Below are 23,394 nucleotides of genomic sequence, written 5' to 3'. Positions count from 1 at the left end.
AAGGATAAAAGCAGCAAAGGGATTGCTGCTAATTGTCGGTTATATAAAAAGAAGGTTGCAATTAGGCATGCTAAAATTAAAATATAATGTACATATTGTTGCACTATTGCGCACCTTCCTTCATCAGATCGTCCATGTATTTACTAGTATAACGAAAATTTCCGCACTCGTGGTATTCTAAGTTCATTTTTTTGCTTTTTTTTCAAATAACTAAGTAAAAAAGGCTTGTTATTAAGTTGTTTTCTGCAAGCTGCCAACAACAAATCTATCCCTTACATATTACGGCGGTATTGGCCGCCTACTTCATAGAGGGCCTGAGTAATTTGGCCAAGGCTTGCTACTTTAACTGTTTCCATTAGTTCTTCAAAAATATTGCCGCCTGTTTTTGCGACTTCTTTTAATTGATCTAGCGCTTTTTGACTATTGTCCGCATTCGCTTCTTTAAAGCCTGCCAAGTTTGCAATTTGTAGATCTTTTTCTTCTTTAGATGCACGTGCAATCTCCATGTTATTGATCGCTTCTTCAGATGGCGGATTCGGGTTTAAATACGTGTTTACGCCAATAATCGGCAGTTGTCCTGAATGTTTTAAATGCTCATAGTGCATCGATTCTTCCTGTATTTTCCCGCGCTGATACTGTGTTTCCATCGCACCAAGTACCCCGCCGCGATCATTCATGCGGTCAAACTCTTCCAGCACCGCCTGCTCTACTAGTTGTGTAAGCTCTTCGATAATGAATGCCCCTTGTAACGGGTTTTCGTTTTTCGATAAGCCGTGTTCCTTTGTAATAATCATTTGAATCGCCATCGCGCGTCGTACCGATTCTTCAGTAGGCGTAGTAATTGCCTCATCGTATGCATTTGTATGCAGTGAGTTACAGTTGTCCTGCAATGCCATCAATGCCTGCAGTGTTGTACGAATATCATTGAAATCGATTTCCTGTGCATGCAGACTGCGGCCCGAAGTTTGAATATGGTATTTCAGCTTTTGCGAGCGGTCATTTGCGCCGTACTTTTCACGCATGACAACAGCCCAGATGCGACGTGCTACACGACCGATGACTGTATATTCAGGGTCAAGACCGTTCGAGAAGAAGAAACTTAAGTTCGGTGCAAAATCATCGATATTCATACCGCGGCTTAAATAATATTCAACATACGTAAAACCGTTTGCCAATGTAAATGCAAGCTGCGAAATTGGATTCGCTCCTGCTTCGGCGATATGGTAGCCTGAAATGGATACCGAGTAATAATTTCTTACTTTATGATCGATGAAATATTGTTGGATATCGCCCATCATACGAAGCGCAAATTCTGTTGAGAAAATACATGTATTTTGCCCTTGATCCTCTTTTAGAATATCCGCCTGTACGGTACCGCGCACTACTTGCAATGTCTGTTCACGCGTTTCTGTAAATTCTTCCACCGTTAAAGTACGGCCCAACTCCTGTTCACGCTTCTGTACTTGCTGGTCGATTGCTGTATTCATAAACATTGCCAAAATAATTGGTGCAGGTCCGTTAATCGTCATCGATACAGATGTAGAAGGTGCACATAGATCGAAGCCTGCATAAAGCTTTTTCATATCATCCAATGTACAGATGCTTACGCCAGACTCCCCTACTTTTCCGTATATGTCAGGACGTGTATGAGGATCTTCCCCGTATAACGTTACTGAATCAAATGCCGTCGATAAACGCTTTGCATCATCATCTTTAGATAAATAGTGGAACCGTTTATTTGTACGCTCAGGAGTCCCTTCACCCGCAAATTGACGTTTCGGGTCTTCTCCTTCTCGTTTGAACGGGAAAACACCTGCTGTATAAGGGAATTCACCTGGTACATTTTCTTTATACACCCAGCGTAAAATTTCACCGTAATCTTTAAAGTTCGGCAACGCGACTTTCGGAATCTTCAAGCCTGACAGAGACTCGGTACGTAAAATGGTTTTAATCTCCTTATTACGCACTTTCGTAATGAGTTCGTCGCCAGCGTAAGCTTCTTTTAATGCATTCCAATTTTTCAGTATACGCTTCGACTCCGCAGTTAATTCATTTTGAACGCCTTCCAGTAAAGAATCAATTGATGCAGTTAATGCTGTTTCACTTTCCGGAAGTAGTGCTTTCGTTCCTTCAAGCTGATACCACTTCGTTGCCAGTAATGCCTGCTGTTCTGCATGCTTATGATAATTTCTGATTGTTTCCGAGATTTCGCGCAAGTAATAGCGACGGTCATTCGGAATAACAATGTTTTGCTTTTGCGTTTTCACAAATTGCTCATACGAAGTTTCCCAATCTAAACCGAACTTCTCATTAATTTTCGCTACAAGAGCCGCAAATAATGAGTTCGTCCCTAAATCGTTGAACTGCGAAGCGATCGTCCCGAATACAGGCATATGATCAAGTGGTTCTTCCCATAGTTCACGTGAACGCTGGAATTGTTTCTGAACTTGACGCAATGCATCTTCAGAACCTTTTCGTTCAAATTTGTTGATCGCAATCAAATCCGCAAAATCAATCATGTCGATTTTTTCAAGCTGTGTCGGGGCACCGAATTCGCTCGTCATTACATACATCGAAAGGTCTGTATGTTTCGTAATTTCAGCATCCCCTTGCCCGATACCACTTGTTTCAACAAGGATTAAATCAAATCCTGCTGTGCGTACAACATCGAGTACATCACCAATCGAACTTGATAATTCCGTATGCGAGCCGCGTGTTGCCAAACTGCGCATGTAAACGCGATTATTAAAGATGGCATTCATACGGATACGGTCACCTAATAAAGCCCCGCCTGTTTTTTGTTTTGTCGGGTCAACCGATATAATGGCAAGTTTCTTATCCGGGAATTCTTGCAGGAATCGGCGGATAAGTTCGTCTGTCAGCGAAGATTTCCCTGCGCCGCCTGTACCGGTAATCCCAATAACCGGTGTGTTTAAGCTTTTAGTTCGTGCAAGCTGCAGCATTTCTTCAATTTCTGCATCCCCGCCAACTTCGGCAGCTGTAATTAAATTCGCCAAAATTTCCGGCGTATCAGTCGAAAGTTGTTCTAAAAGTTCTTTGTAATTTCCTTTTAGTGTAGAAAAATCTGCACCTTCAAGTTTTTTGTTTATCATCCCTTGTAAACCTAATTGGCGCCCATCTTCCGGTGAAAAAATGCCGGCAATGCCATAATCATGCAGTTCCTTAATTTCGCGCGGCAATATTACACCACCGCCGCCACCGTAAATTTTAATATGTGGTGCCCCTTTTTCGCGAAGCAGATCGTACATATATTTGAAATATTCAATATGACCGCCCTGATATGAAGATAGTGCCACCCCTTGCGCATCTTCCTGTATTGCAGCATTAACCACTTCCTCTACAGAACGATTGTGGCCTAAATGAATGACCTCAGCCCCACTTGACTGTAAAATTCGGCGCATAATATTTATTGAAGCATCATGCCCATCAAAAAGGCTCGATGCTGTGACAAAGCGAATATGATTTTTTGGTTTGTATACTTCAGTTTTCCCCATTTTAATAACCCCTTTGTTATGTTGGAATAATGAAAAATCGCCATACGAAGCAAACTGTTTAACTAGTTGCTCTACATGGCGATTCTCCTTTCCTAATTTTCAAACTGCATAATGCCTCGTAAAAACATTGTTGTTTGCAAATTTATATATTGATCGATCGTGTATCGTTTTTGCAGTGCCCATTTGCGGAATGCCCAACTTTGCCCCTGTACGACGATGTGGTTTGCTGCTAAATAGATTGCATCTTCAGAAAGCGATAAATTACCAGCTTCCACACAGTCCTTTAATATGCGTTCAAAAATAGCGACCATTTCAAGTTCTTTATCGAGAATGTAATGCATCGCAGCTTTTTGCAATGACTTCGTTTCTTGATACATAATTGTAAACTCCTCAGGCATTTGATCAATCAGTAAATAATAATGACGGATCGCCTGTTTCAAACCTTCGATTGTACCTGTATCGGACGGGAAATCGGTTAAACATTTCGTTACTTCATTGAAGATATTGTCGCAAACTAAAAATAAAACATCTTCTTTTGTACGAATATATTCATATAAAGTCCCGATAGAAAAACCAGCTGCTTTTGCAAGTTCCCTTGTAGTTGCACGGTGGAAGCCTTTTTCTTTAAAAAGCTTCACACCGGCATCGATAATTTGCTGACGGCGGGCAATAATTTTATTTTCATCTTTTATTGACGATTGGACGTGCAGCTTATCATTTTTCGCCATAGGCTATTTCGTGATCATACGCGAAATTACAAGGCGTTGGATTTCTTGTGTACCTTCATAAATTTGCGTAATCTTCGCATCGCGCATATAACGCTCTACCGGGTAATCTTTCGTATAGCCATAGCCGCCGAAAACCTGAACAGCTTCTGTCGTTACTTTCATCGCTGTATCACCCGCAAGCAGTTTTGCCATTGCCGATGCTTTTCCGTATGGTAAGTCATTTGATTCCAACCATGCCGCCTGGTACGTCAATAAACGTGAAGCTTCAATTTCTGTTGCCATATCCGCTAACTTGAATGATATCCCTTGGTTTGCAGTAATCGGCTTGCCGAACTGAACACGCTCTTTTGCATAATCAACCGCTGCATCCAATGCGCCCTGTGCAATCCCGACCGCTTGTGCTGCAATTCCGTTACGTCCGCCATCAAGCGTTTTCATCGCGATAATGAAACCTTGACCTTCTTCACCTAGTACGTTTTCTTTCGGTACACGGCAGTTGTCAAAAATAATCTCTGTCGTTGGAGATGAACGGATACCTAGCTTCTTCTCTTTTTTCCCTACAGAGAAGCCTGGGTAGTCTGCTTCAACGATAAAGGCAGTCGTACCATTTTTCGCTTCCGGCTCTGTCACCGCAAATACGACATAAATATCTGCCACTCCACCATTTGTAATGAAGATTTTCGAACCGTTTAAAATATAGTCGTCCCCGTCTTTTACGGCATATGTTTTCATTCCGCCTGCATCACTGCCTGAACCTGGCTCTGTTAAACCGTAAGCACCGATTTTCTTACCTTCTGCCATTGGACGAAGATATTTTTGCTTTTGCTCTTCGTTACCGAATTTGAAAATCGGCCAGCCTGCAAGTGATGTATGTGCTGACAATGTTACCCCTGTCGATGCACAAACACGTGACAATTCTTCAACTGCGATACAGTATGCCAAGTAGTCAAACCCTGCTCCGCCATATTCTTCCGGCCAAGGAATACCTGTTAAGCCTAGCTCGGCCATTTTATCGAAAATGCCTCGGTCGAATTCTTCGTGCTCATCGCGGTGCTCTGCTGTTGGTGCTACTTCATTGATTGCAAAATCGCGAATCATTTCGCGTAATTGTTGGTGTTCTTCTGATAATTGAAAGTTCATATCCCCATATCCCCTTTAAATTAGATTACCCGTTGATTTCCGTTACGGTTACGCTTTCCGCGGGCACGAGGCCAACACGGATGTTGGTCACAAAAGCGTTGCCACAGGACGTGGCGTTCTTAGCTTTTGTTCCTAGTCTCTGGCGTCGTGCTTTTCCCGCTGGAGTCGAACCTCCACTTCAATCAACAATATTTTTAAGTACGTCACCCCATCACATGCTTACTAATAACGATGCGCTGGATTTCGCTTGTGCCTTCGTAAATTTGTGTAACTTTTGCGTCGCGGAAATAGCGTTCCACCGGATAGTCTTCGGTATAGCCGTAGCCGCCTAATATTTGTACGGCTTCTATCGCTGTATCCATCGCTGTTTGAGAAGCAAACAGTTTTGCCATCGATGCTTCTTTTCCGCATGACAGCCCTTCACTGCGCATGTTGGCAGCTCGGTAGACGAGCAGTTTCGAAGCTTCCACTGCTGTTGCCATATCGGCAAGCTTGAAGCCGACCCCTTGCTGCTGGGCAATTGGCTTTCCGAACTGTATCCGCTCTTTTGCATAGGCAGTTGCCGCTTCCAATGCTGCTTCGGCAATTCCTAAACTTTGAGCTGCAATGCCGATTCGTCCTACATCCAAGTTGGCCAATGCAATTTTAAAGCCATCCCCTACTTGCCCGAGCAAGTTTTCTGCAGGAACGCGCATGTTTTCAAATGTAAGCTGAACCGTACGAGAACCGTGAAGACCCATTTTTCGCTCGTCTTTTCCGATTATCAGACCTGGTGTATTTTTCTCTACGATAAATGCGGAAATCCCCCGAGAACCTGCTTCCGGATCGGTAGAAGCAAAGACGATATACACATCGGCTTCCCCACCATTTGTAATAAACACTTTTGCGCCGTCCAGCACATAATGTTCGCCGTCACGAACTGCCCGAGTTTTCAGTGAACCTGCATCACTACCGGCACTTGGCTCTGTTAAACAAAATGCTCCGATCGATTCTCCACTTGCTAGCTTCGGTACATACTTTTTCTTTTGTTCTTCATTGCCGAAATATAATATCGGATTTGTGCCGACAGAAGTATGCACTGATAAAATAACACCCATTACCGCACTTACTTTCGACAGCTCATGAATCGCTATAATGTAGGAAGTAAAATCCATTTCCGCCCCGCCATATTCAGCAGGTGCAGTAATTCCCATCAGACCAAGCTCACCCATTTTCGTCAGCAAATGCCTCGGAAACTCTCCCGCTTCCATTTGCTCGATAAACGGTTCAATTTCGGTTTTAGCAAAATCACGAACCATGTTACGCATCATCAACTGCTCATCAGTAAATTGTAAATTCATAGAAGTCCCTCAGCTTTCGTATATGTAGAACCCTCGACCGCTCTTTTTGCCTAACCAGCCGGCTGCCACATATTTGCGTAATAACGGACATGGACGATACTTACTGTCACCTAGTCCTTCGTGTAAAATTTCCATAATCGACAAGCATGTATCCAACCCGATAAAATCAGCTAATGTTAATGGACCCATCGGATGGTTCATCCCCATTTTCATCACATCGTCAATTGCTTCTTTCGACGCTACGCCTTCATACAATGCATAAATTGCTTCATTGATCATTGGCAATAAAATACGATTTGAAATAAAGCCCGGAAAATCATTTACTTCCACACCTGTTTTCCCCAGCTGCTTTGTCATTTCAGCAACCGTTTCATACACTTCATCCGCTGTTGCCAATCCGCGAATAATTTCAACAAGCTTCATGACTGGAACCGGATTCATGAAGTGCATACCAATTACTTGCTCAGGACGTTTTGTCACTGCCGCAATTTCGGTAATCGGTAAACTCGATGTATTCGTCGCTAAAATGGCATGCTTAGGTGCAATTTCATCAAGCTGCTTAAAAATCGATTGTTTAATATCCATGTTTTCGACTGCCGCTTCAATGATAATGTCCGCGTCTTTTGCATCTTCAATCGTCAATGATTTAGTAATTCGAGCTAAAACAGCCGATTTTTCTTCTTCTGTTTTACGGCCCTTTTCAACATCGCGTGCCAAATTTTTCGTTATGGTATTTAAACCGCGTTCGAAAAACTCATCCTTCATATCATTCAAAATGACTTCATAGCCTGCCTGTGCACAAACTTGTGCGATCCCGGAACCCATTTGCCCTGCGCCGATGACCATTACTTTTTGAATTGCCATTTATTTCATCCCCTTAGTTTGTTACTTCGATTAATACCGCGTCCCCTTGACCGCCGCCAGAACAAATAGCCGCAATTCCTAGACCGCCCCCACGACGCTTCAGTTCGTAAGCGAGTGTTAAAATAATACGGGCACCACTTGCTCCAATCGGATGTCCTAAAGCTACGGCACCCCCGTTAACATTTACTTTGCTCTCATCCAGTCCGCTAATTTGATTGCTTACAAGAGCAACCGCTGCGAATGCTTCATTAATTTCGATTAAATCAATGTCTTCCAATGTTTTGCCAGATTTTTTTAGCAATTCATTTATTACAAGTCCCGGTGTTTGCGGGAAATCTTCAGGTGCTACCCCTACTTCAGCATGCGCGAGAATTGTTGCAAGTGGCTGACGGTTTTCCTGATGTGCTTTTTCTTCACTCATTAGTACTAGTGCACATGCTCCGTCATTCACACCTGGGGCATTACCAGCTGTAATTGTACCGTCACTGCTGAACGCCGACTTTAATTTTGTTAGCGTTTCCAATGTTGTCCCTGCTCGCGGTGCCTCGTCCGTCTCCATACGAAGCGGTTCGCCTTTACGCTGTGGGATTTCCACTGCTACGATTTCCTCTGCAAATTTCCCTGAGTCCATTGCCGCCAGTGCTTTTTCATGGCTACGTACCGCCCATGCATCCTGCTGTTCACGAGAAATCTCAAACTTGTGCGCTGTGCTATTACCGTAAATGCCCATATGCACTTGTTTCGGATGGAAGGCACAAGACAAACCATCATAAATCATGCCATCTACTAAACTAGCATCTCCCATACGCAAACCAAATCTACCTTTTGGCATATAGTACGGTGCGTTTGACATCGATTCCATTCCACCTGCCACGATCACTTCTTCGTCCCCTAATCGAATAAGCTGATCGGCAAGAGTAACACTGCGCATGCCTGAAGCACATACTTTGTTAATTGTTTCGGTTTTCACATTCCAAGGAATTCCCGCTTTTGTTGCAGCTTGCCGTGAAGGGATTTGCCCCTGTCCCGCCTGCAATACGGTTCCAATAATGACTTCATTTACCTCATCTGCTGATACATTGGCCTTCACCAATGCTTCTTTAATTGCAATTCCGCCTAAATCACTTGCTGTTAATGAACTTAATGCGCCACCAAATTTACCGAATGGTGTTCGTGCGCCGTCTAAAATAACTGTTCTCGACAATCCATACACCCCTTTGTTTGAATTAATCCGAATTTTGTACATCGCCATCCGTATTGTGAAGTTCCTGCAGGCTATTAATCTATTAGTAACGATCCCCATCATTTACTAATAGAAACACTGTTTGCAGTCTGTAATTAGTAATTCGACTGAACGCTCGCTCAATCAATATTTAGAAAAAAATGAGAGTATTTACTACTCTCATTTCTTCGCTTACTTTCATTGTATTAAAACCCATTTGAATTCGCAACAAATTATTCAAATATACTGACTATAAATTTTATTCTCGTTAATTCTATTTTTACTTGTTTTGATCGTTATTTTCATTTTCAGCAGGTGCCGTATCTGTTGCCACTTGCTGCTCTTCTGTAAGTGATGAAGTTTCAACTGCTGATGCTTGTTTCTCAACTTCAATCGGTTCTACAGGTGAAGCAACTGTTTCTTCTACTACTTCTTCTTGCACTTGTTGAACTTGCACTTTTTCCGGTGTTCCGAATACTGCACGCTCTAAAATTTCAGCAATATCGTAAGTGCCGACTGTATCTTCCACTTCTTTTGCTTTCGTTCCATCCGAAAGCATTGTTAAACAGTAAGGACAGCCTGAAGAAATAACCGATGCCTGTGTTGCAATTGCCTGTTCTGTACGTGCAACGTTAATACGGTTTCCGACATGCTCTTCCATCCACATTAAGCCACCGCCTGCACCACAGCACATACCGTCTTCACGATTACGCTCCATTTCAACTAGCTTCACGCCTGCAATACCTTTTAAAATTTCACGTGGCGGGTCGAATACATCATTATAGCGTCCTAAGTAACATGAATCGTGGAATACAATCGTTTCATCCACACGGTAATCCATTGTTAAACGGCCTTCCTGAATCAGATCGTATAGTAATTCTGTATGGTGAAGTACTTCACCTTTCCAGCCGAAATCCTGATACTCATTTTTGAAAATGTTGTATGCGTGCGGGTCAATCGTTACAATTTTCGTCACGCCATTTTTCTCAAATTCGTCAATGTTGGCTGTTGCAAGCTCCTGGAACAGGAATTCGTTACCTAAGCGGCGTGGTGTATCTCCAGAGTTCTTTTCTTTGTTACCTAAAATGGCAAACTTAACGCCTGCTTTATTCATTAATTTAGCGAATGCCAATGCAATTTTTTGTGAGCGGTTATCAAATGAACCCATTGAACCGACCCAGAATAAATATTCCATTTCTTCGCCTGATTTTTTCAATTCTTTTACTGTTGGAACGTGTACTGTTTCGTCCAGTTCTCTCCAGTTTTCTTTTTCTTTACGGTTTAAGCCCCATGGATTCCCTTGGCGCTCAATGTTTGTCATTGCGCGTTGGGCATCCGGATTCACTTTACCTTCAGTCATTGTTAAATAACGTCGTAAATCAATAATTTTATCAACATGCTCATTCATTACCGGACATTGATCTTCACAGTTACGGCATGTTGTACAAGCCCAGATTTCTTCTTCTGTAATAACATCGCCGATTAATGACGGGCTGTAAATGTCTTCAATTACTGCACCTTCAGCACCAGCAGCCATTGCCAATTGGTTACCTTGTGTATTATTAAAGAATGAGAATGGTACCCAAGGCTTTTTCTTTAGCTCAACTGCACCGGTAAATGTTAGATGGTCTCGTAATTTTACGATCAGGTCCATCGGTGAAAGCATTTTTCCTGTACCTGTTGCCGGACACATATTCGTACAACGTCCACATTCTACACATGCATACAGATCAAGCATTTGCTTTTGCGTGAAATCGTGAATTTTTCCGACTCCAAGCGGCGGCATACTTTCTTCATCTTCCGCTTCTTCCAATGCAGCAAAATCGATTGGACGTAATGTGCCAATACGGTCTTGACGGTTGTAATAAACGTTGAAAATCGACGTAATTAAGTGGAAGTGCTTACCTTGCGGGATATAAACAAGGAATGCTAATAACGCCAACAAGTGTGCCCACCACATAACGAAGAACAAGACAGCAGCAATCGTCGGATTCATCCACTGGAATACCCAGGCAATTGCAGATGCTACTGGTTCAGAACCTGTTAAACTATGTTCCTGCCATATTAAATAAAAGCCGTTGCCAAATAATGTAGCAAACATCAGGATTGCTAAAAACATATACACTAAGCCATTTTTAAAACCTTGCTTTAAACGCGCAAGCTTTTCCATATAACGACGGTAAAATGCAACCGCAACTGCGATTAAAATTGTTAGTACAACTAACTCCTGTGTAAATGTAAATACCGGATACAGGCCGCGGAGCGGTAAATGTGAACCTGGCGCCAGACCTTTCCAGATTAAATCGATTGCTCCGAACTGAACCATTAAAAATCCATAGAAAAACAGAACGTGTACAAGACCCATCTTTTTATCTTTTAATAGTTTTGACTGGCCGAATACTTTCTCGACAATATCCGACATACGTTCAGAAAATTTGTGATTGAATTCTTCTTTGCGACCAAGCTGAATGTAGTCATAACGTGTTTTCAGCAAATATGCGAATAACCCCAGCGCATAAAGTAACACGGCAAAAAATGCAATCCAGTTAATGATTAAAAATGTATTCATCCTTTTCCCCCCTAGAATACGAAGCTTAAACCCCTTTGTTTATCTCATACACCCCGATAAACTATTTTTCCATATTAAACTATAAACCCATTGTAATAATGAATGAGCATTCAGTCAACAGATTTCGTCATTTATTCTGAAAATTAAATCAAAATATAAAAAATGCTAGTTAGACGATTTTACCGTCTTAACTAGCATTTTTCGTTTATTTAAATACGTCGCCACTACGAATATATTCGACATCCTGAATCGATAATCGATAGTTTACAACACGTGCTGCAGCAAATAAATAATCCGATAATCGGTTTAAATATTTTTGTACAACTGGTGAAACATCTTCAATTTCTTTCATTAAAGATACAGTTTCGCGTTCCGCACGGCGGGCAACTGTTCGAGCGATATGCAGAGTAGCTGCTGCAGGTGCTCCCCCTGGTAAAATGAAACGTTTTAATGGTGGAGCTTCTTCGGAAAGTGCATCGATACGGTTTTCCAAAACAGTGATTGGTTCTTCGGTAAGTTTGTAATGGCGTTCTTTCATTACATTTGCCAAGTCCCCGCCTCCATCAAACAATTCATGTTGAATCGCTGTTAAGTCGTCAATCAAATCCTTGAACTTTTCTTGCTCCAATTCACTGACAGCTTTACCGATAAATGAATTCAGCTCATCAATTGTCCCGTATGCTTCAACACGCAGATGGTCTTTATCAACACGTCCTCCAATAATGCTCGTCTTTCCTGTATCGCCTTGCTTTGTATATAATTTCATCCATCATCACCCTTTCGATTAAGTATTCTAGAATTTTTGAAAATTTCCTTTAAGTATATCGACACTCTTTTTCCATGCGTACGCTTTTTCCTTTAAGGTTTTTCATTTATTATAATGCTGTTTATATTTCTTAATCGCCTCGATCGTCACTTCAAAAACGGCCCGGCCGATCAGTTTGCCGATTTCTGTAATAGGTCCGGCATACGGCATTTCTTCACCTTGTTGGGTAGCGGCAATTAATAAACTGTCCGTTGCGGTGCTTGTTGCTATCGTATTTGTTACTGCATCTTTTATTTGCTGATCTGCCAATGCTTTCGTTTTGGCTTCTGTTGCCGTAATCATCGCCTGAATAAATGCTTCATCTGTCAGCTTACCATTAATGATTACCCATGTATTAATCGTACCGATATGTGGCTCTTCTTCGCGCAAATATGTTTTCGTAACGTCAACACTGTTGCCTACCCCTGCTGTTACCATGACAAGGATATCTGCATTATTTTTCGAAAAGTGACGAATTGACGCGCAGCTTGTTTCCACGGCTGTCAGCATGACGACCGTATTTGTTGGAGAAAACTTGCGCTCTTTCAAAAAATGCTCCGTTTCCTCTTTCACATTATAAATATCGTATTCAGGAGCAATGGAACGGTTGAGTAATGTGTCATACCAGCCTATGCCGGCATTATGAACAGCTGATGAAATTACTTTTAGCGGTGCCTGTGCCTGATATTCAATATAGTCTTTAGTTATTTGAAACTTGTTGATATGGATTGCCGCAGCTTTTCTTTCCATTTCATTCGTTGGCAGCATCGTAATTTGCGGTTTTGGCAGTTCCGGATGGGGATATGTCGCAATTCGAGCCTGATACACATCGGCAATCTGCTCTTGCAGCACGACTTCATGCGGTTCGCCAAACGCCCGTACTTCACCATTTTCCAATAGCAGCAGCTCATCACAATAAAGCGATGCCAAGTTAATATCATGGAAAATCGAGACAACTGTCAGCCCATGCACCTCAACTTGCATCCGAATCATATCCAAAATCTGCTTTTGATGCGCGATATCCAAATGGTTTGTCGGTTCATCCAATAGAAGCAGCTCCGAATTTTGTGCAAGTGCCTGTGCAATAAATACCCTTTGCTGCTCGCCGCCGGATAAAAACTCCAAGTATTGATTTTTATATTGCGAAACACCTGTGCTTTCCATCGCCCGCTGTACCGTCGTTTCATCTTCTTCCGTCCAAGATGAAAAAAAACCGCTCTGATGAGGGTAGCGTCCTAACGAAACCGCATCATATACACTGTTTGTAAATGCGCTTGCATTTAATTGGGGGAGTACGGCCATCTTTTTCGCTAATTGCTTGTTATCATAGCTTTTAAGCGGTTTCTCTTCAATAATAATTTCGCCTGTTTCACATTTCAGCACACCACTGATCATCTTCAGTAATGTCGATTTTCCGCTGCCGTTTGGACCAAGAATCCCGAGAATTCTTCCTTTTTCCACGTGAAACGTCATATTTTTCACAACCGTTTTCCCACCGTAACCGCCGGATAGATTATTTACTTTTAACATTATGCAACAACCTTTCTACGTTGCTTGAAGAAAATATAGGCAAAGACAGGTGCTCCAATAAAGGAAGTAATAACACCAATCGGCAGTTCAATAGGGGAAATAATTGTACGTGATACTAAGTCACAAATGACGAGCAGGCTTGCACCGTTCAAAAACGACAATGTCAATAAATGTCGATGGTCTGCTCCGATTAGCAGGCGAATCATATGCGGTACTACTAATCCGACAAATCCAATTGTCCCGGATGCAGCAACAGCCGCTCCTGTTAGAATGGAACCACCCGCCAATATCATATACTTGCTGCGCTTAACATTTACCCCTAAATACTGGGCACGCTCTTCTCCATAAATCATCGCATTCAATTCACGGCGAGTCAGCCAAATAATTGCTGTACCAAGCACCATAAATGGCAGAACCATCCGGACATATGGCCACCCTCGCATCGATACACTTCCTAGAAGCCAGCCGATGATTTCTCGTAGCTGTTCACCAGTAAGTGCGACCATTAAGGAAATACAGGACCCTAAAAACGAGCTGAAAATAATTCCCGTCAAAATCAGCGTCTCCATTTTCATCGAGCGGTCAACAAGTCTGGCAAATGTCAGGACGATGATCATCGTACATGCAGCTCCAGCCATACTGAATACCGGCAAAGTGAATACACCGAGCACCGGTATGGAAATGCCTAAAAAGATTGTCATTACCGCACCTACCGAGGCCCCTGATGAAATACCTAATGTGTATGGATCTGCCAAAGGGTTTTTAAGCAACCCTTGGAATGCTGCCCCCGCAATTGCTAAAGAAGCCCCGATTAATGCGGCTAAAATGACGCGTGGCATTCGGATTTTCCACAAAATACTGTATGCAACCGGATCTGTTGTTTTATCCCACAATGTCGAAAACGGAATATTAACTGACCCGAACGAAATGCCAATCCATATACTGCTTAAAAGCAATCCAATCGATAGTACATAGGCGATTGAATATTTTTTATTCATTGAATACCTCTGGATAAATTGCTTCCCCAATTGATTCAATACCTTCTACAATACGCGGACCTTGTCGACTTGTCGTATCGCTATCGACTAATTTCACATTGGCGTTTTTCACAGCATCCATTTCTGCATATGCATCATTTTCCTCGATTGCTGCCAAGTCGTTTTCATATGTTACTAAAATGATATCCGGATTGCTCTTTACAAATTGCTCCGAGCTGTACTGCGGCCACCCGAGTTCCGGAACGGCATTTTCTACATTTAATACATCAAGCATTTCACTAATGAACGTCTCCTGTCCAGCAACATATAGTTGCGGATTTGTCCCAACAACAACAAATACGGACTTCTCTTCCAGGTCGGCTACTTTCACTTCAATTTCTTCAATCCCCTCTTTAATGGAGATGATCATTTCTTCTGCTTCTTTTTCTTTATTCGTCAAATTGCCAATTTGTTCGATTGTGTCATATGTTTCTTCAAATGTTTTCGCATCTTTTACAACAAATACAGGAATTCCTACTGATTCAAGCTGAGCAATCGCCTGTTCATTGAAGCTGTACAATCCCGATTCATGTGCAACAACTAAGTCGGGCTGCAGGCTAATTATTTGTTCTAGATTAAATTCCATGCCGCCAACTGATTCTTTAGATAATGCTTCTTCAGGATATGTATCATTGTCGTTCACAGCAATAATTTCATCGTTTAACCCTAGTCCGAATAAAATTTCCGTATTGGATGGAGCCAATGTAATAATGCGCTCTGGTGCTTTTTCAAGCGTGATTTCTTTGTCCAAGGCATCTTTTATAGTTACCGGGAATTGTGCTGCTTCAGTTACTTCTGTATTGTCTTTTGCTGATTGTTCATCTGTTGCTTTTTCCGAGTTGCATGCCGCCAATGTTAATGTAAGTAATGCTGCGGAAGATAGCAGTTGCCATTTTTTCAAAATAATAACCTCCAAAATTTCGTTGTATAATTTTCTACAAAAATAAAAAGCTTCCTACTAAAAATGAAGGAAGCTTTACGTATGCAAATAAAATTCAATGGAAAAAGAATTTATCCGCCACATCCTATCCTCGTAGGTTTATTTTAGGGCATTATAAAGGCAGGTCTCCTGGCTTATGCATAACGTTGATAAGCGCCTTCCCGAAAGTTTTTCAGTGGCATACTGCTCTCAACTAGCATTTACAGTGGCGGGACCGCATCGGAATTGCACCGATTTCCCTTTTACTCCTTACTCTATCAGTGAGCAAGAACCTTTATCGTCCATATAAAATTAATAGCTCTATTATAGCTGATATTCAGAAAAATGTGTGCTCAATCGCCAAAGTTTCAGATAATTCTTCTTATTTCGCTGAAATTACGAATAAAAGAACTGCTTACCCCTTTGCTTTTAAGCTTTTTCAATTGCCGTTTCTGCTAAACGTTTAATCGTAATGTCATCCATTGGCGGATTGTGCAGACCTGCACGGACATCACGGTAATAGCGTTGAAGCGGATTTGATCTTTGCAGGCTTTTTGCCCCAACAAGACGCATCGCTTTATCGACAACTTCGATTGCTGTATTTGTCACTACATGTTTCGCAATATTGATTTCATTGACTAGTATCGCCTTTTTAATCGGGTCATTATATAGTCCCGCAACTCCGTAAATCGTAAAGCGTGCTCTCGTCAACGCCAAATCCATTTCGCCAATCAGTGTTTGTACATTTGGCAGCTGGGCAATCGTTCCTTGAATACTGTTCGGGGAATGGCTATTCGCAAAATTAACTGCGTAATCGCGTGCAGCCTGGGCAATGCCTAAATAGGTTGCCGGGATAAGCAGCAACCAGCCGTTCAGTTTAAATCCGGTTGAATAACTCGGTAATTCCACTAAGTTTGTTTTATCAACTCGTACATTATCGAGCACTAAATCATCGCTTCCCGTACCACGCATTGATGCAACATCCCATGTATTTTCGACCGATACCCCTTCAGCCGTTTTCGGAACGAGGAAAAATCCTAGCTGTCCCTCATCTTCAATCCATGCCGAAACTAAAAAATAGTCGAGGTCCGGTGCACCGCTCGTATAGTTTTTACGTCCATTAATTACATAATAATCCCCATCACTTTTTGCTGAAGTTCCCGGACGTCCGCCACGTACTGGACTTCCCATTGCAAACTCGCTTACCGCACGATTGACTGTCGCGCCATTTGCAACCTGTTTACCAAACCAGTCGAGCTTTTGTTCATCCCAGTAACGATTTTCGAAAATCTCGCCTACATTTTGAATTGTCCACGAAACAGCCAGCCCGGTGCTTCCGCAATAGCTCGCCAATGTTTCCTGCAGTAATAGCGCATCATAGACTGTGAAGCCATCCCCGCCATATTCCTTTGGCAGCGTTATTTTTGTATAGCCGATTTCACGCAGCTTCCGGAAATTTTCAAATGGAAATGTTGCTTGTTCATCTGTTTGCTGAGCATTTACTTTCACGCTCTCTGATATTGTTTCTAACTTTTTCAGCCATTGTTGCTGCTCGTCGGTTTGAATAAATAATTCCTTGCTCATGGAAAGCACCACCTCATATTTATTGTCCTGTATATAGAAGTCAAATTTAATAGTACGTTTCGGGAAATTACAAGTCAATAGATATCCCCAGTTCCTTTATAGGGATTACACTAGATGCGTTTCCCTGTTTTGTAATTGGAAGGTTTGCTGGCGGAATTGGAACAAATTACGGAAAAAGGAGAACTGATTCAACTTAATGTGGAAGATAGCACCTCAAAAGGAGAACTGTTGCTCTCGAAACGTAAAACGAATCACGCTTACAGTAGAAATCTCACAATCCTCAAAGAAAAAACACCCTATTTTCGTATACAGAAAATAGAGTGCTTTAAATAGTTGAATTACATTTTTTCAGGTGCGCTTACGCCGATTAGTTTCAGTGCATTCGCCAATGTTGTTTTTACTGCTGTGATTAATGCTAAACGAGCTTCTGTCAGCTCTTTGTTATCCTGGTTCAATACTTTTTCTGCATTGTAGAAGCTATGGAATGCAGCTGCCAAGTCTTGAATATAGTTTGCGATACGGTGTGGTGTGCGGTGTTTTGCTGCATCTGCCACAATTTGCGGGAATGCGCCGACTTTTTTCAGTACATCTTCTTCTTTTTCTGCTACTAGCAAGTTCAGGTTTTCCAATGAAGCTTCGAAACCTTGCTCGTTAGCTGCACGTAAAATCGATGAAATACGCGCATGTGCATACTGTGCATAATATACTGGGTTTTCGTTCGATTGTGATACCGCTAAGTCTAAATCGAAGTCCATATGTGAATCCCCTGCCGTTTTAACGAAGAAATAACGTACAGCATCCAAGCCTACTTCTTCTACTAACTCACGCATCGTTACAGCATTACCTGTACGCTTACTCATTTTGAATTTCTCACCGTTTTTGTACAGCTGAACCATTTGGATAATATCTACTTCCAATGTGCCGCGGTCATAGCCAAGTGCTTCGATTGCCGCTTTCATACGTGGAATATAGCCGTGGTGGTCAGCACCCCAAATATTGATCAGTTTATCAAATCCACGACGCAGTTTGTCTTCATGGTAAGCGATGTCCGGTGTTAAATATGTGTATGAACCATCGTTTTTAATTAATACACGGTCTTTATCATCACCGAATGTTGTTGAACGGAACCAAGTTGCGCCGTCTTCATCAAACACATGACCATTTGCTTTTAGTTTGTCTAACGCTACATCGATTTTACCGTTTTCATATAAAGATGTTTCTGAATACCAAACATCGAATTCAACACGGAAGTTTTTAAGGTCGTTTTGCAGTTTTGCCAATTCCAGTTTCAAGCCGTGCTCACGGAAAAATTTAAAGCGTTCTTCATCGGACTTGTCCAAAATCGTCGCACCGTATTCTTCAGCCAGCTTACCAGCGATTCCGATAATATCCGGACCGTGGTATCCGTCTTCCGGCATTTCTGCTTCCATACCTAACGCTTGCTTATAACGTGCTTCCAACGAATACGCCAAGTTATTAATTTGGTTACCGGCATCATTAATATAATATTCACGTGATACATCAAAACCAGCAAAATCCAATACATTACACAATGAATCGCCTACAGATGCACCGCGCGCATGTCCTAAATGCAAGTCACCAGTCGGGTTAGCAGATACGAACTCGACTTGTACTTTTTCTCCTGCGCCTGCAGTTGAACGACCGTAGTTTTCGCCTTGTTCAAATGTAGCTGTAACTACACTTGCCAAGAAGTCTTTACGTACTGTGATATTCATGAAGCCTGGTCCGGCAATTTCAATCTTCTCGATATCTGTACCTTCAGTCGTTAAATGCGCTAAAATTGCTTCAGCTATTGCACGTGGTGGCTTCTTCGCCAATTTTGTCAATTGCATTGCGATATTTGTTGCGAAGTCTCCGTTTGCTTTATCCTTTGGTGTTTCTAAATGAATATTGATTTCCGTGCCTGCTTCTACTAGGCCTGCTTGATCGATTGCCGCTTTGAGTGCTGCTTTAATCGATTGCTGTAATTGTTCTACTGCGTTCATCGTTATACCTCCGTAAATTGAATATCTAATTTGTAATGGCCAACTGAGTTGCCACCTATGATAAGGTCATAATGCGTTTTAAATTGCCCTGACACTTTTTCGCTTTGTACTACTTCTATGGCTAACTGATGTGTATCGGTAACAAGAGGTAATGAGCCGAATGGACTTTCATAATGACCATTCTCGCGTAAGTCCGGATTTAAAGGCAAACGCATGTTCACACCGCCTTTTCGCATAATAAACGAATTCGCTTCATTCAGTTTAATCGTCGTTTGAATTTGCAGATCCTCCTGAACTTCCTCATAGCGCAGATAATGACTGTTCCCTTTTTCCACACAACTGCCTTCAAGCCACATTTCATATTGTTCAAGCTCGCCCTCGGTTGGAATGATTGAGGAAACTAGTTTAATTTTGACTGTTTTCCCGCTCTCGTTCGCCATAGCAGTCAGCTCCTATACATATATTTCTATAACCTTTTTATTATAGGATAAGTATATCTCTTTAAGCAACAACGAACTTAACTTTGCGCTTACTCCCTCAATCATCTTGATTTGGACAATTTTCCTTCAATTCCACTATTTTTATAGCAATTTTCGTTCGGAACAGTAATGATTAGTGTATAAAGGAGCTTATTATGTTAATCGAATTACTATCTTACTTCTGTATATTATTTACGTTTACACTTTTAATTTATTGGCCATTTATCAACTACTTTAGACAGACACCATTCATCAGTCGAACGAAGCCTTATGTAATTGGATTGAAGTTTGGTGTAACCGGCCTTGTGCTGACTTTCTCTGCTGTTCACCTTACGAATGATTTCATGATGAACATTCAGTATATTCCGTTGTTATACAGTGGGCTTTTAGGCGGGCCATTTGCTATTCTGATCAGTGGTCTGATTATAGGAATCGGACTTTTTTTCCTGCCATATTTGGCATGGGTACCGATGTTCCTGAATATTAACTTTATTGTACTTGTTCTGATATTATTCTTTGTCACAAGTAAATATAAAATGACGCAAAAAAATATATTTTTATTTTTTTGGGGATGCTTTATTGAAACATTTATCGCATTATTTCTCGGGCTTTGCTTCCATACTAAAAGCTATGAATACTTATTGCTTTATGGCATCTTTACGATTTTTTCATTTTATTTCATTTACTTTGTCATTCGCCAAATAAAACTTGCCAATGATACTGTACAACAGACGACTTATTTGAAAAAGATCGATTTTTTGACACAGTTGCCAAACAATAAGGAAAATGAGAAATTTGTCAAAAACCTGATGAAAAAGAAAACCTCTTTCAATTTATTGCTCGTCGATATTCGGGATTTTAAAATGATAAATTTACGGCATGGTTTTTCTACAGGTGATCTTGTTATTAAACAACTTGCCCAACACTTGATGGAATATGCCAATAAAAATGGAGCATATGTTGGCCGATTAGGCGGTGAGGAGTTTCTTCTCATATTAAAGGATGTACCTCCTGCTATTGCGATTGTAGAGGCCAATAATCTAATTAATATGATTGCCCAACAGCCGTTCGAAGTATCCCAAGATTTATCTTTACATATATCTGTAACGGTTGGAATTAGTTCATTTCCTGATAATGGGGAAACATCTTTGGAGCTCCTGGAAAATTTAGTTATGGCAAAACAGCAGGCAAAAACAAAACTATCTTCTTATTTCCATATAAATAATCTAAAATAAGGGGTAACGATACATTACCAAGGGGTGATGCCATGTTTTTGGAGCTAACAATCAACTTTTCGATTCTATTTTGCTTTACGATTTTAATTTTCTGGCCTTTTATACAATATGAAGATAATCCTTTCATCCATAAATACAAGTCCATTATCGTCGGTGTGACATTCGGATGTGCCGCCTTTATTTTGACTGCATTGGCTACTCCCTATGCTCACGGTATGCTAATAAACAATCGGATTATATTTGTACTTTTTAGTGGTTTGCTTGGAGGACCTGTTTCAATTTTCATTACAGGTTTTATGATTGTGATCAGTCGGTATGTTTTATTGTACACATCAGTATTGTCGTTCATTATCATGCTGAATACTTTAGTAGTGACAGTCATTGCATGTTTTTTCGCATTCAAACGTCCGATTACCTATCAAAATTTACCGGTCTATTTTTTCGTTATAACGATCGAACACATTATCGTCCTCATTATTTATGACCGTTTTCAAATAAATAATCTGTTCTATTTAATCCTTTACTTTGCTGTTTCGACCATCACTTTTTTTGCAGTTAGAAAAATCTTAATGCAGCTTGAACATAAAAATAAACAAATCAGACAAATATACGCAATGCGGAAAACGGATTTGCTTACACAGCTGCCGAATAATATTGCGATTGAGCAGAAGTTATTATCATTTGTGAATGCAAAAATTCCATTTGAGCTCCTTCATATCGATATTCGTCAGTTTCGTGAATTGAATTATATGTATCACTATAAAGCTGGCGATGAGGTGCTTGTCCAAGTCTCAAAACTAATGAAAGACCAGCTGCCGAAAAATGCGCTGATCGGGCGAATTGATAGTGATGAGTTTTATGTCGTGCTGCCGCATTTGGTACCTGCAGAAGCGGTTACTTTAGCCAACGCAATCAATAAAGCTGTACAGCAGCTCACTTTTGAAAATTATCCATCCAGTCAGCTCGTTCTTGCAATTGGAATCTGTTCTTTTCCGCAAAATGGACAGAGCGTTAAAGAGCTTTACCGCTTTTCATACGAAGCCTTATTAAGAGCAAAGCATCAGGCAAATATTCAGATCTGCCATTACAACCAGATGAAACAGCGATACTAAAAAGGTGTGTTAAAAGTTTTCAAGACTTTTAACACACCTTTTTTCTTATTTTACTCAGCCTAAAATTTCCACTTTGTAAGATGCAGTGAATTTCTTTTATGATTTATGACACCATAAGAATCCTTTATATCCGTGATTTACCGTTTATTTAACAATTACATAACGATGCTGTTACATTGCGCTATTCACACGAAAAGAGGGTATATAATGGGAGCATATTTTTTTAAGAGGTGGATTAATGAAGAATAAACGGATAACGTGGGTGGATATTACGAAAGGATTCTTAATGATCCTTGTCGTCATCGGGCATTATCCAGGAGAGCTCGACTTTCCACTCGCGAAATATATTTATTGGTTTCATATGCCTGCATTTTTCATATTAAGCGGTTTGTTCTTTAAGCCGATTTTAGATAAAAAGGAAATAAAGCCGACGATTCACAAGCGTTTTATGCAATTAATCGTCCCTTACCTATTTTTCCTTGCAAGTATTACACTAGTCCGTTATGGAATGGAGATTTTTTCAGGCAATTGGAATTTAGAATGGTATCTTAATGATTTATGGACACTTGTCATAGGGGGGCGTTTTGTTCGAGGAGCATATGGTGTTTTCTGGTTTGTGACGACATTATTCTTCACCTACCTGTTATTCATGTGGTTGACGACCTACTTCAATCGGAAGAAACAGTTTGTCATTCTTGGGCTCTTTTATGTTCTCGGAAATTTTGAGAGCATCGTCGCTATGAAAGTCATTGGCGGCAAACCCTCCGAAGCAGCGCAATCGATTCCAATGATTTGGAACCTCGATGTGGCGCTGATGGCAATCATCTATTTTGCAATCGGGTATTATTTCAAACATCTATGGATGGATATTTCAAAACGATGGATGAGTACGGCCTTGTTCCTGAGTGCAACGGCGGTATTGCTTGATCGAATTAATATCATCGATTACCGATTGAGTATGAAGTTCTTACGGTATGACCATTTTATATTAGATTTAGTCATTCCCATATCATTTACAATTGTATTAGTAGGATGCTTCCAGTTGCTCGCAGCAAAACTGTCGATTAACTGGCTGCAGAAAATAGAAAATCACTCGCTTTCCATTATGTATTTGCATATATTTGCAGATATTATACTAAATGATTATTTCACGTATGGGCTTATTGGTTACACAACGATCGGGATATTCATTCCTATCATTGTTTCAATTTTAATCAAAAATTTGCTGCCGAACGGAAAAATTCTGCTTGGCGGGTTTTCAAACAAGAAAGAAAAGACACCGATTCCGACGTAAAAAAGCTGGACCTCA

General features: G+C 41.0%; 17 protein-coding genes and 1 riboswitch. Of the genes, 3 read left to right on the top strand and 14 right to left on the bottom strand.

The window, feature by feature from the left end; genetic code table 11:
• Window positions 1-272: 272 nt before the first annotated feature.
• The 14 genes from icmF to MHB58_RS02850 form a co-directional block, all read right to left on the bottom strand.
• Window positions 273-3,515, bottom strand: a complete 3,243-nt coding sequence (gene icmF, locus MHB58_RS02915) for a fused isobutyryl-CoA mutase/GTPase IcmF (RefSeq protein ID WP_340734635.1) — start codon at window positions 3,513-3,515, stop codon at window positions 273-275.
• Window positions 3,516-3,607: 92 nt separating this feature from the next.
• Window positions 3,608-4,243 carry a TetR/AcrR family transcriptional regulator gene (locus MHB58_RS02910; RefSeq protein ID WP_340734634.1) on the bottom strand — a complete coding sequence of 212 codons (636 nt, stop codon included), beginning with the start codon at window positions 4,241-4,243 and terminating at the stop codon, window positions 3,608-3,610.
• A gap of 3 nt (window positions 4,244-4,246) precedes the next feature.
• The gene (locus MHB58_RS02905) at window positions 4,247-5,383 is read right to left on the bottom strand and encodes an acyl-CoA dehydrogenase (RefSeq protein ID WP_340734633.1); all 1,137 of its coding nucleotides are present in this window, start codon (window positions 5,381-5,383) and stop codon (window positions 4,247-4,249) included.
• A 203-nt stretch (window positions 5,384-5,586) separates the two neighbouring features.
• Window positions 5,587-6,723, bottom strand: a complete 1,137-nt coding sequence (locus MHB58_RS02900; protein ID WP_339263732.1) for an acyl-CoA dehydrogenase — start codon at window positions 6,721-6,723, stop codon at window positions 5,587-5,589.
• A gap of 9 nt (window positions 6,724-6,732) precedes the next feature.
• Complete coding sequence (locus MHB58_RS02895; RefSeq protein ID WP_065216622.1) at window positions 6,733-7,587, bottom strand: 3-hydroxybutyryl-CoA dehydrogenase; 855 nt, start codon at window positions 7,585-7,587, stop codon at window positions 6,733-6,735.
• A 13-nt stretch (window positions 7,588-7,600) separates the two neighbouring features.
• Window positions 7,601-8,791 carry an acetyl-CoA C-acetyltransferase gene (locus MHB58_RS02890; RefSeq protein WP_014824739.1) on the bottom strand — a complete coding sequence of 397 codons (1,191 nt, stop codon included), beginning with the start codon at window positions 8,789-8,791 and terminating at the stop codon, window positions 7,601-7,603.
• A 298-nt stretch (window positions 8,792-9,089) separates the two neighbouring features.
• Window positions 9,090-11,378, bottom strand: a complete 2,289-nt coding sequence (locus MHB58_RS02885; protein ID WP_014824740.1) for a heterodisulfide reductase-related iron-sulfur binding cluster — start codon at window positions 11,376-11,378, stop codon at window positions 9,090-9,092.
• A gap of 205 nt (window positions 11,379-11,583) precedes the next feature.
• Complete coding sequence (locus tag MHB58_RS02880) at window positions 11,584-12,144, bottom strand: cob(I)yrinic acid a,c-diamide adenosyltransferase (RefSeq protein WP_008404520.1); 561 nt, start codon at window positions 12,142-12,144, stop codon at window positions 11,584-11,586.
• Window positions 12,145-12,246: 102 nt separating this feature from the next.
• Window positions 12,247-13,713: an adenosylcobinamide amidohydrolase gene (locus tag MHB58_RS02875; RefSeq protein WP_340734632.1), complete on the bottom strand. Its 1,467-nt coding sequence runs from the start codon at window positions 13,711-13,713 to the stop codon at window positions 12,247-12,249.
• Entirely contained in the window at window positions 13,713-14,711 is a 999-nt protein-coding gene (locus MHB58_RS02870; RefSeq protein ID WP_008404523.1) for a FecCD family ABC transporter permease, read from the bottom strand. The genes MHB58_RS02875 and MHB58_RS02870 overlap by 1 nt, the downstream gene beginning before the upstream one ends.
• On the bottom strand, window positions 14,704-15,651 hold the full coding sequence (locus MHB58_RS02865; protein ID WP_340734631.1) for an ABC transporter substrate-binding protein: 948 nt from the start codon (window positions 15,649-15,651) through the stop codon (window positions 14,704-14,706). Before MHB58_RS02865 ends, MHB58_RS02870 begins: the two co-directional genes overlap by 8 nt.
• Before the next feature lie 141 nt (window positions 15,652-15,792).
• Window positions 15,793-15,981, bottom strand: a riboswitch (cobalamin riboswitch).
• A gap of 117 nt (window positions 15,982-16,098) precedes the next feature.
• Window positions 16,099-17,253 (bottom strand): acyl-CoA dehydrogenase family protein, encoded by a 1,155-nt coding sequence (locus MHB58_RS02860; protein WP_340734630.1) that lies wholly within the window; start codon window positions 17,251-17,253, stop codon window positions 16,099-16,101.
• Window positions 17,254-17,591: 338 nt separating this feature from the next.
• Window positions 17,592-19,259, bottom strand: a complete 1,668-nt coding sequence (gene argS / locus MHB58_RS02855; RefSeq protein WP_014824743.1) for an arginine--tRNA ligase — start codon at window positions 19,257-19,259, stop codon at window positions 17,592-17,594.
• A 2-nt stretch (window positions 19,260-19,261) separates the two neighbouring features.
• Window positions 19,262-19,699 (bottom strand): DUF1934 domain-containing protein, encoded by a 438-nt coding sequence (locus tag MHB58_RS02850; protein WP_008404531.1) that lies wholly within the window; start codon window positions 19,697-19,699, stop codon window positions 19,262-19,264.
• Between the two features lie 194 nt (window positions 19,700-19,893).
• On the opposite strand from MHB58_RS02850, the gene MHB58_RS02845 reads away from it, so the two are divergent.
• The 3 genes from MHB58_RS02845 (at window position 19,894) to MHB58_RS02835 (ending at window position 23,379) form a co-directional block, all read left to right on the top strand.
• Entirely contained in the window at window positions 19,894-20,973 is a 1,080-nt protein-coding gene (locus tag MHB58_RS02845) for a GGDEF domain-containing protein (protein WP_340734629.1), read from the top strand.
• A gap of 32 nt (window positions 20,974-21,005) precedes the next feature.
• Window positions 21,006-22,085, top strand: coding sequence for a GGDEF domain-containing protein (locus MHB58_RS02840; RefSeq protein ID WP_340734628.1), 1,080 nt, complete (start codon window positions 21,006-21,008; stop codon window positions 22,083-22,085).
• A gap of 238 nt (window positions 22,086-22,323) precedes the next feature.
• Window positions 22,324-23,379, top strand: coding sequence for an acyltransferase family protein (locus tag MHB58_RS02835; RefSeq protein ID WP_340734627.1), 1,056 nt, complete (start codon window positions 22,324-22,326; stop codon window positions 23,377-23,379).
• The last annotated feature ends 15 nt before the right edge of the window (window positions 23,380-23,394 follow it).

Origin of the sequence: Solibacillus sp. FSL K6-1554 (genome assembly GCF_038005185.1) — a bacterium.
GTDB lineage: Bacteria > Bacillota > Bacilli > Bacillales_A > Planococcaceae > Solibacillus > Solibacillus silvestris.
The sequence above is the reverse complement of the archived record's forward strand: the minus strand, read 5'-3'. Positions and strand labels throughout refer to the sequence as shown.

Excerpts from the sequence above, each read along its gene's own strand:
- icmF (WP_340734635.1), bottom strand. The coding sequence starts at position 3,515 with ATGGGGAAAACTGAAGTATACAAACCAAAAAATCATATTCGCTTTGTC.
- MHB58_RS02910 (WP_340734634.1), bottom strand. The coding sequence starts at position 4,243 with ATGGCGAAAAATGATAAGCTGCACGTCCAATCGTCAATAAAAGATGAA.
- MHB58_RS02905 (WP_340734633.1), bottom strand. The coding sequence starts at position 5,383 with ATGAACTTTCAATTATCAGAAGAACACCAACAATTACGCGAAATGATT.
- MHB58_RS02900 (WP_339263732.1), bottom strand. The coding sequence starts at position 6,723 with ATGAATTTACAATTTACTGATGAGCAGTTGATGATGCGTAACATGGTT.
- MHB58_RS02895 (WP_065216622.1), bottom strand. The coding sequence starts at position 7,587 with ATGGCAATTCAAAAAGTAATGGTCATCGGCGCAGGGCAAATGGGTTCC.
- MHB58_RS02885 (WP_014824740.1), bottom strand. The coding sequence starts at position 11,378 with ATGAATACATTTTTAATCATTAACTGGATTGCATTTTTTGCCGTGTTA.
- MHB58_RS02880 (WP_008404520.1), bottom strand. The coding sequence starts at position 12,144 with ATGAAATTATATACAAAGCAAGGCGATACAGGAAAGACGAGCATTATT.
- MHB58_RS02875 (WP_340734632.1), bottom strand. The coding sequence starts at position 13,713 with ATGTTAAAAGTAAATAATCTATCCGGCGGTTACGGTGGGAAAACGGTT.
- MHB58_RS02870 (WP_008404523.1), bottom strand. The coding sequence starts at position 14,711 with ATGAATAAAAAATATTCAATCGCCTATGTACTATCGATTGGATTGCTT.
- MHB58_RS02860 (WP_340734630.1), bottom strand. The coding sequence starts at position 17,253 with ATGAGCAAGGAATTATTTATTCAAACCGACGAGCAGCAACAATGGCTG.
- argS (WP_014824743.1), bottom strand. The coding sequence starts at position 19,259 with ATGAACGCAGTAGAACAATTACAGCAATCGATTAAAGCAGCACTCAAA.
- MHB58_RS02850 (WP_008404531.1), bottom strand. The coding sequence starts at position 19,699 with ATGGCGAACGAGAGCGGGAAAACAGTCAAAATTAAACTAGTTTCCTCA.
- MHB58_RS02845 (WP_340734629.1), top strand. The coding sequence starts at position 19,894 with ATGTTAATCGAATTACTATCTTACTTCTGTATATTATTTACGTTTACA.
- MHB58_RS02840 (WP_340734628.1), top strand. The coding sequence starts at position 21,006 with ATGTTTTTGGAGCTAACAATCAACTTTTCGATTCTATTTTGCTTTACG.
- MHB58_RS02835 (WP_340734627.1), top strand. The coding sequence starts at position 22,324 with ATGAAGAATAAACGGATAACGTGGGTGGATATTACGAAAGGATTCTTA.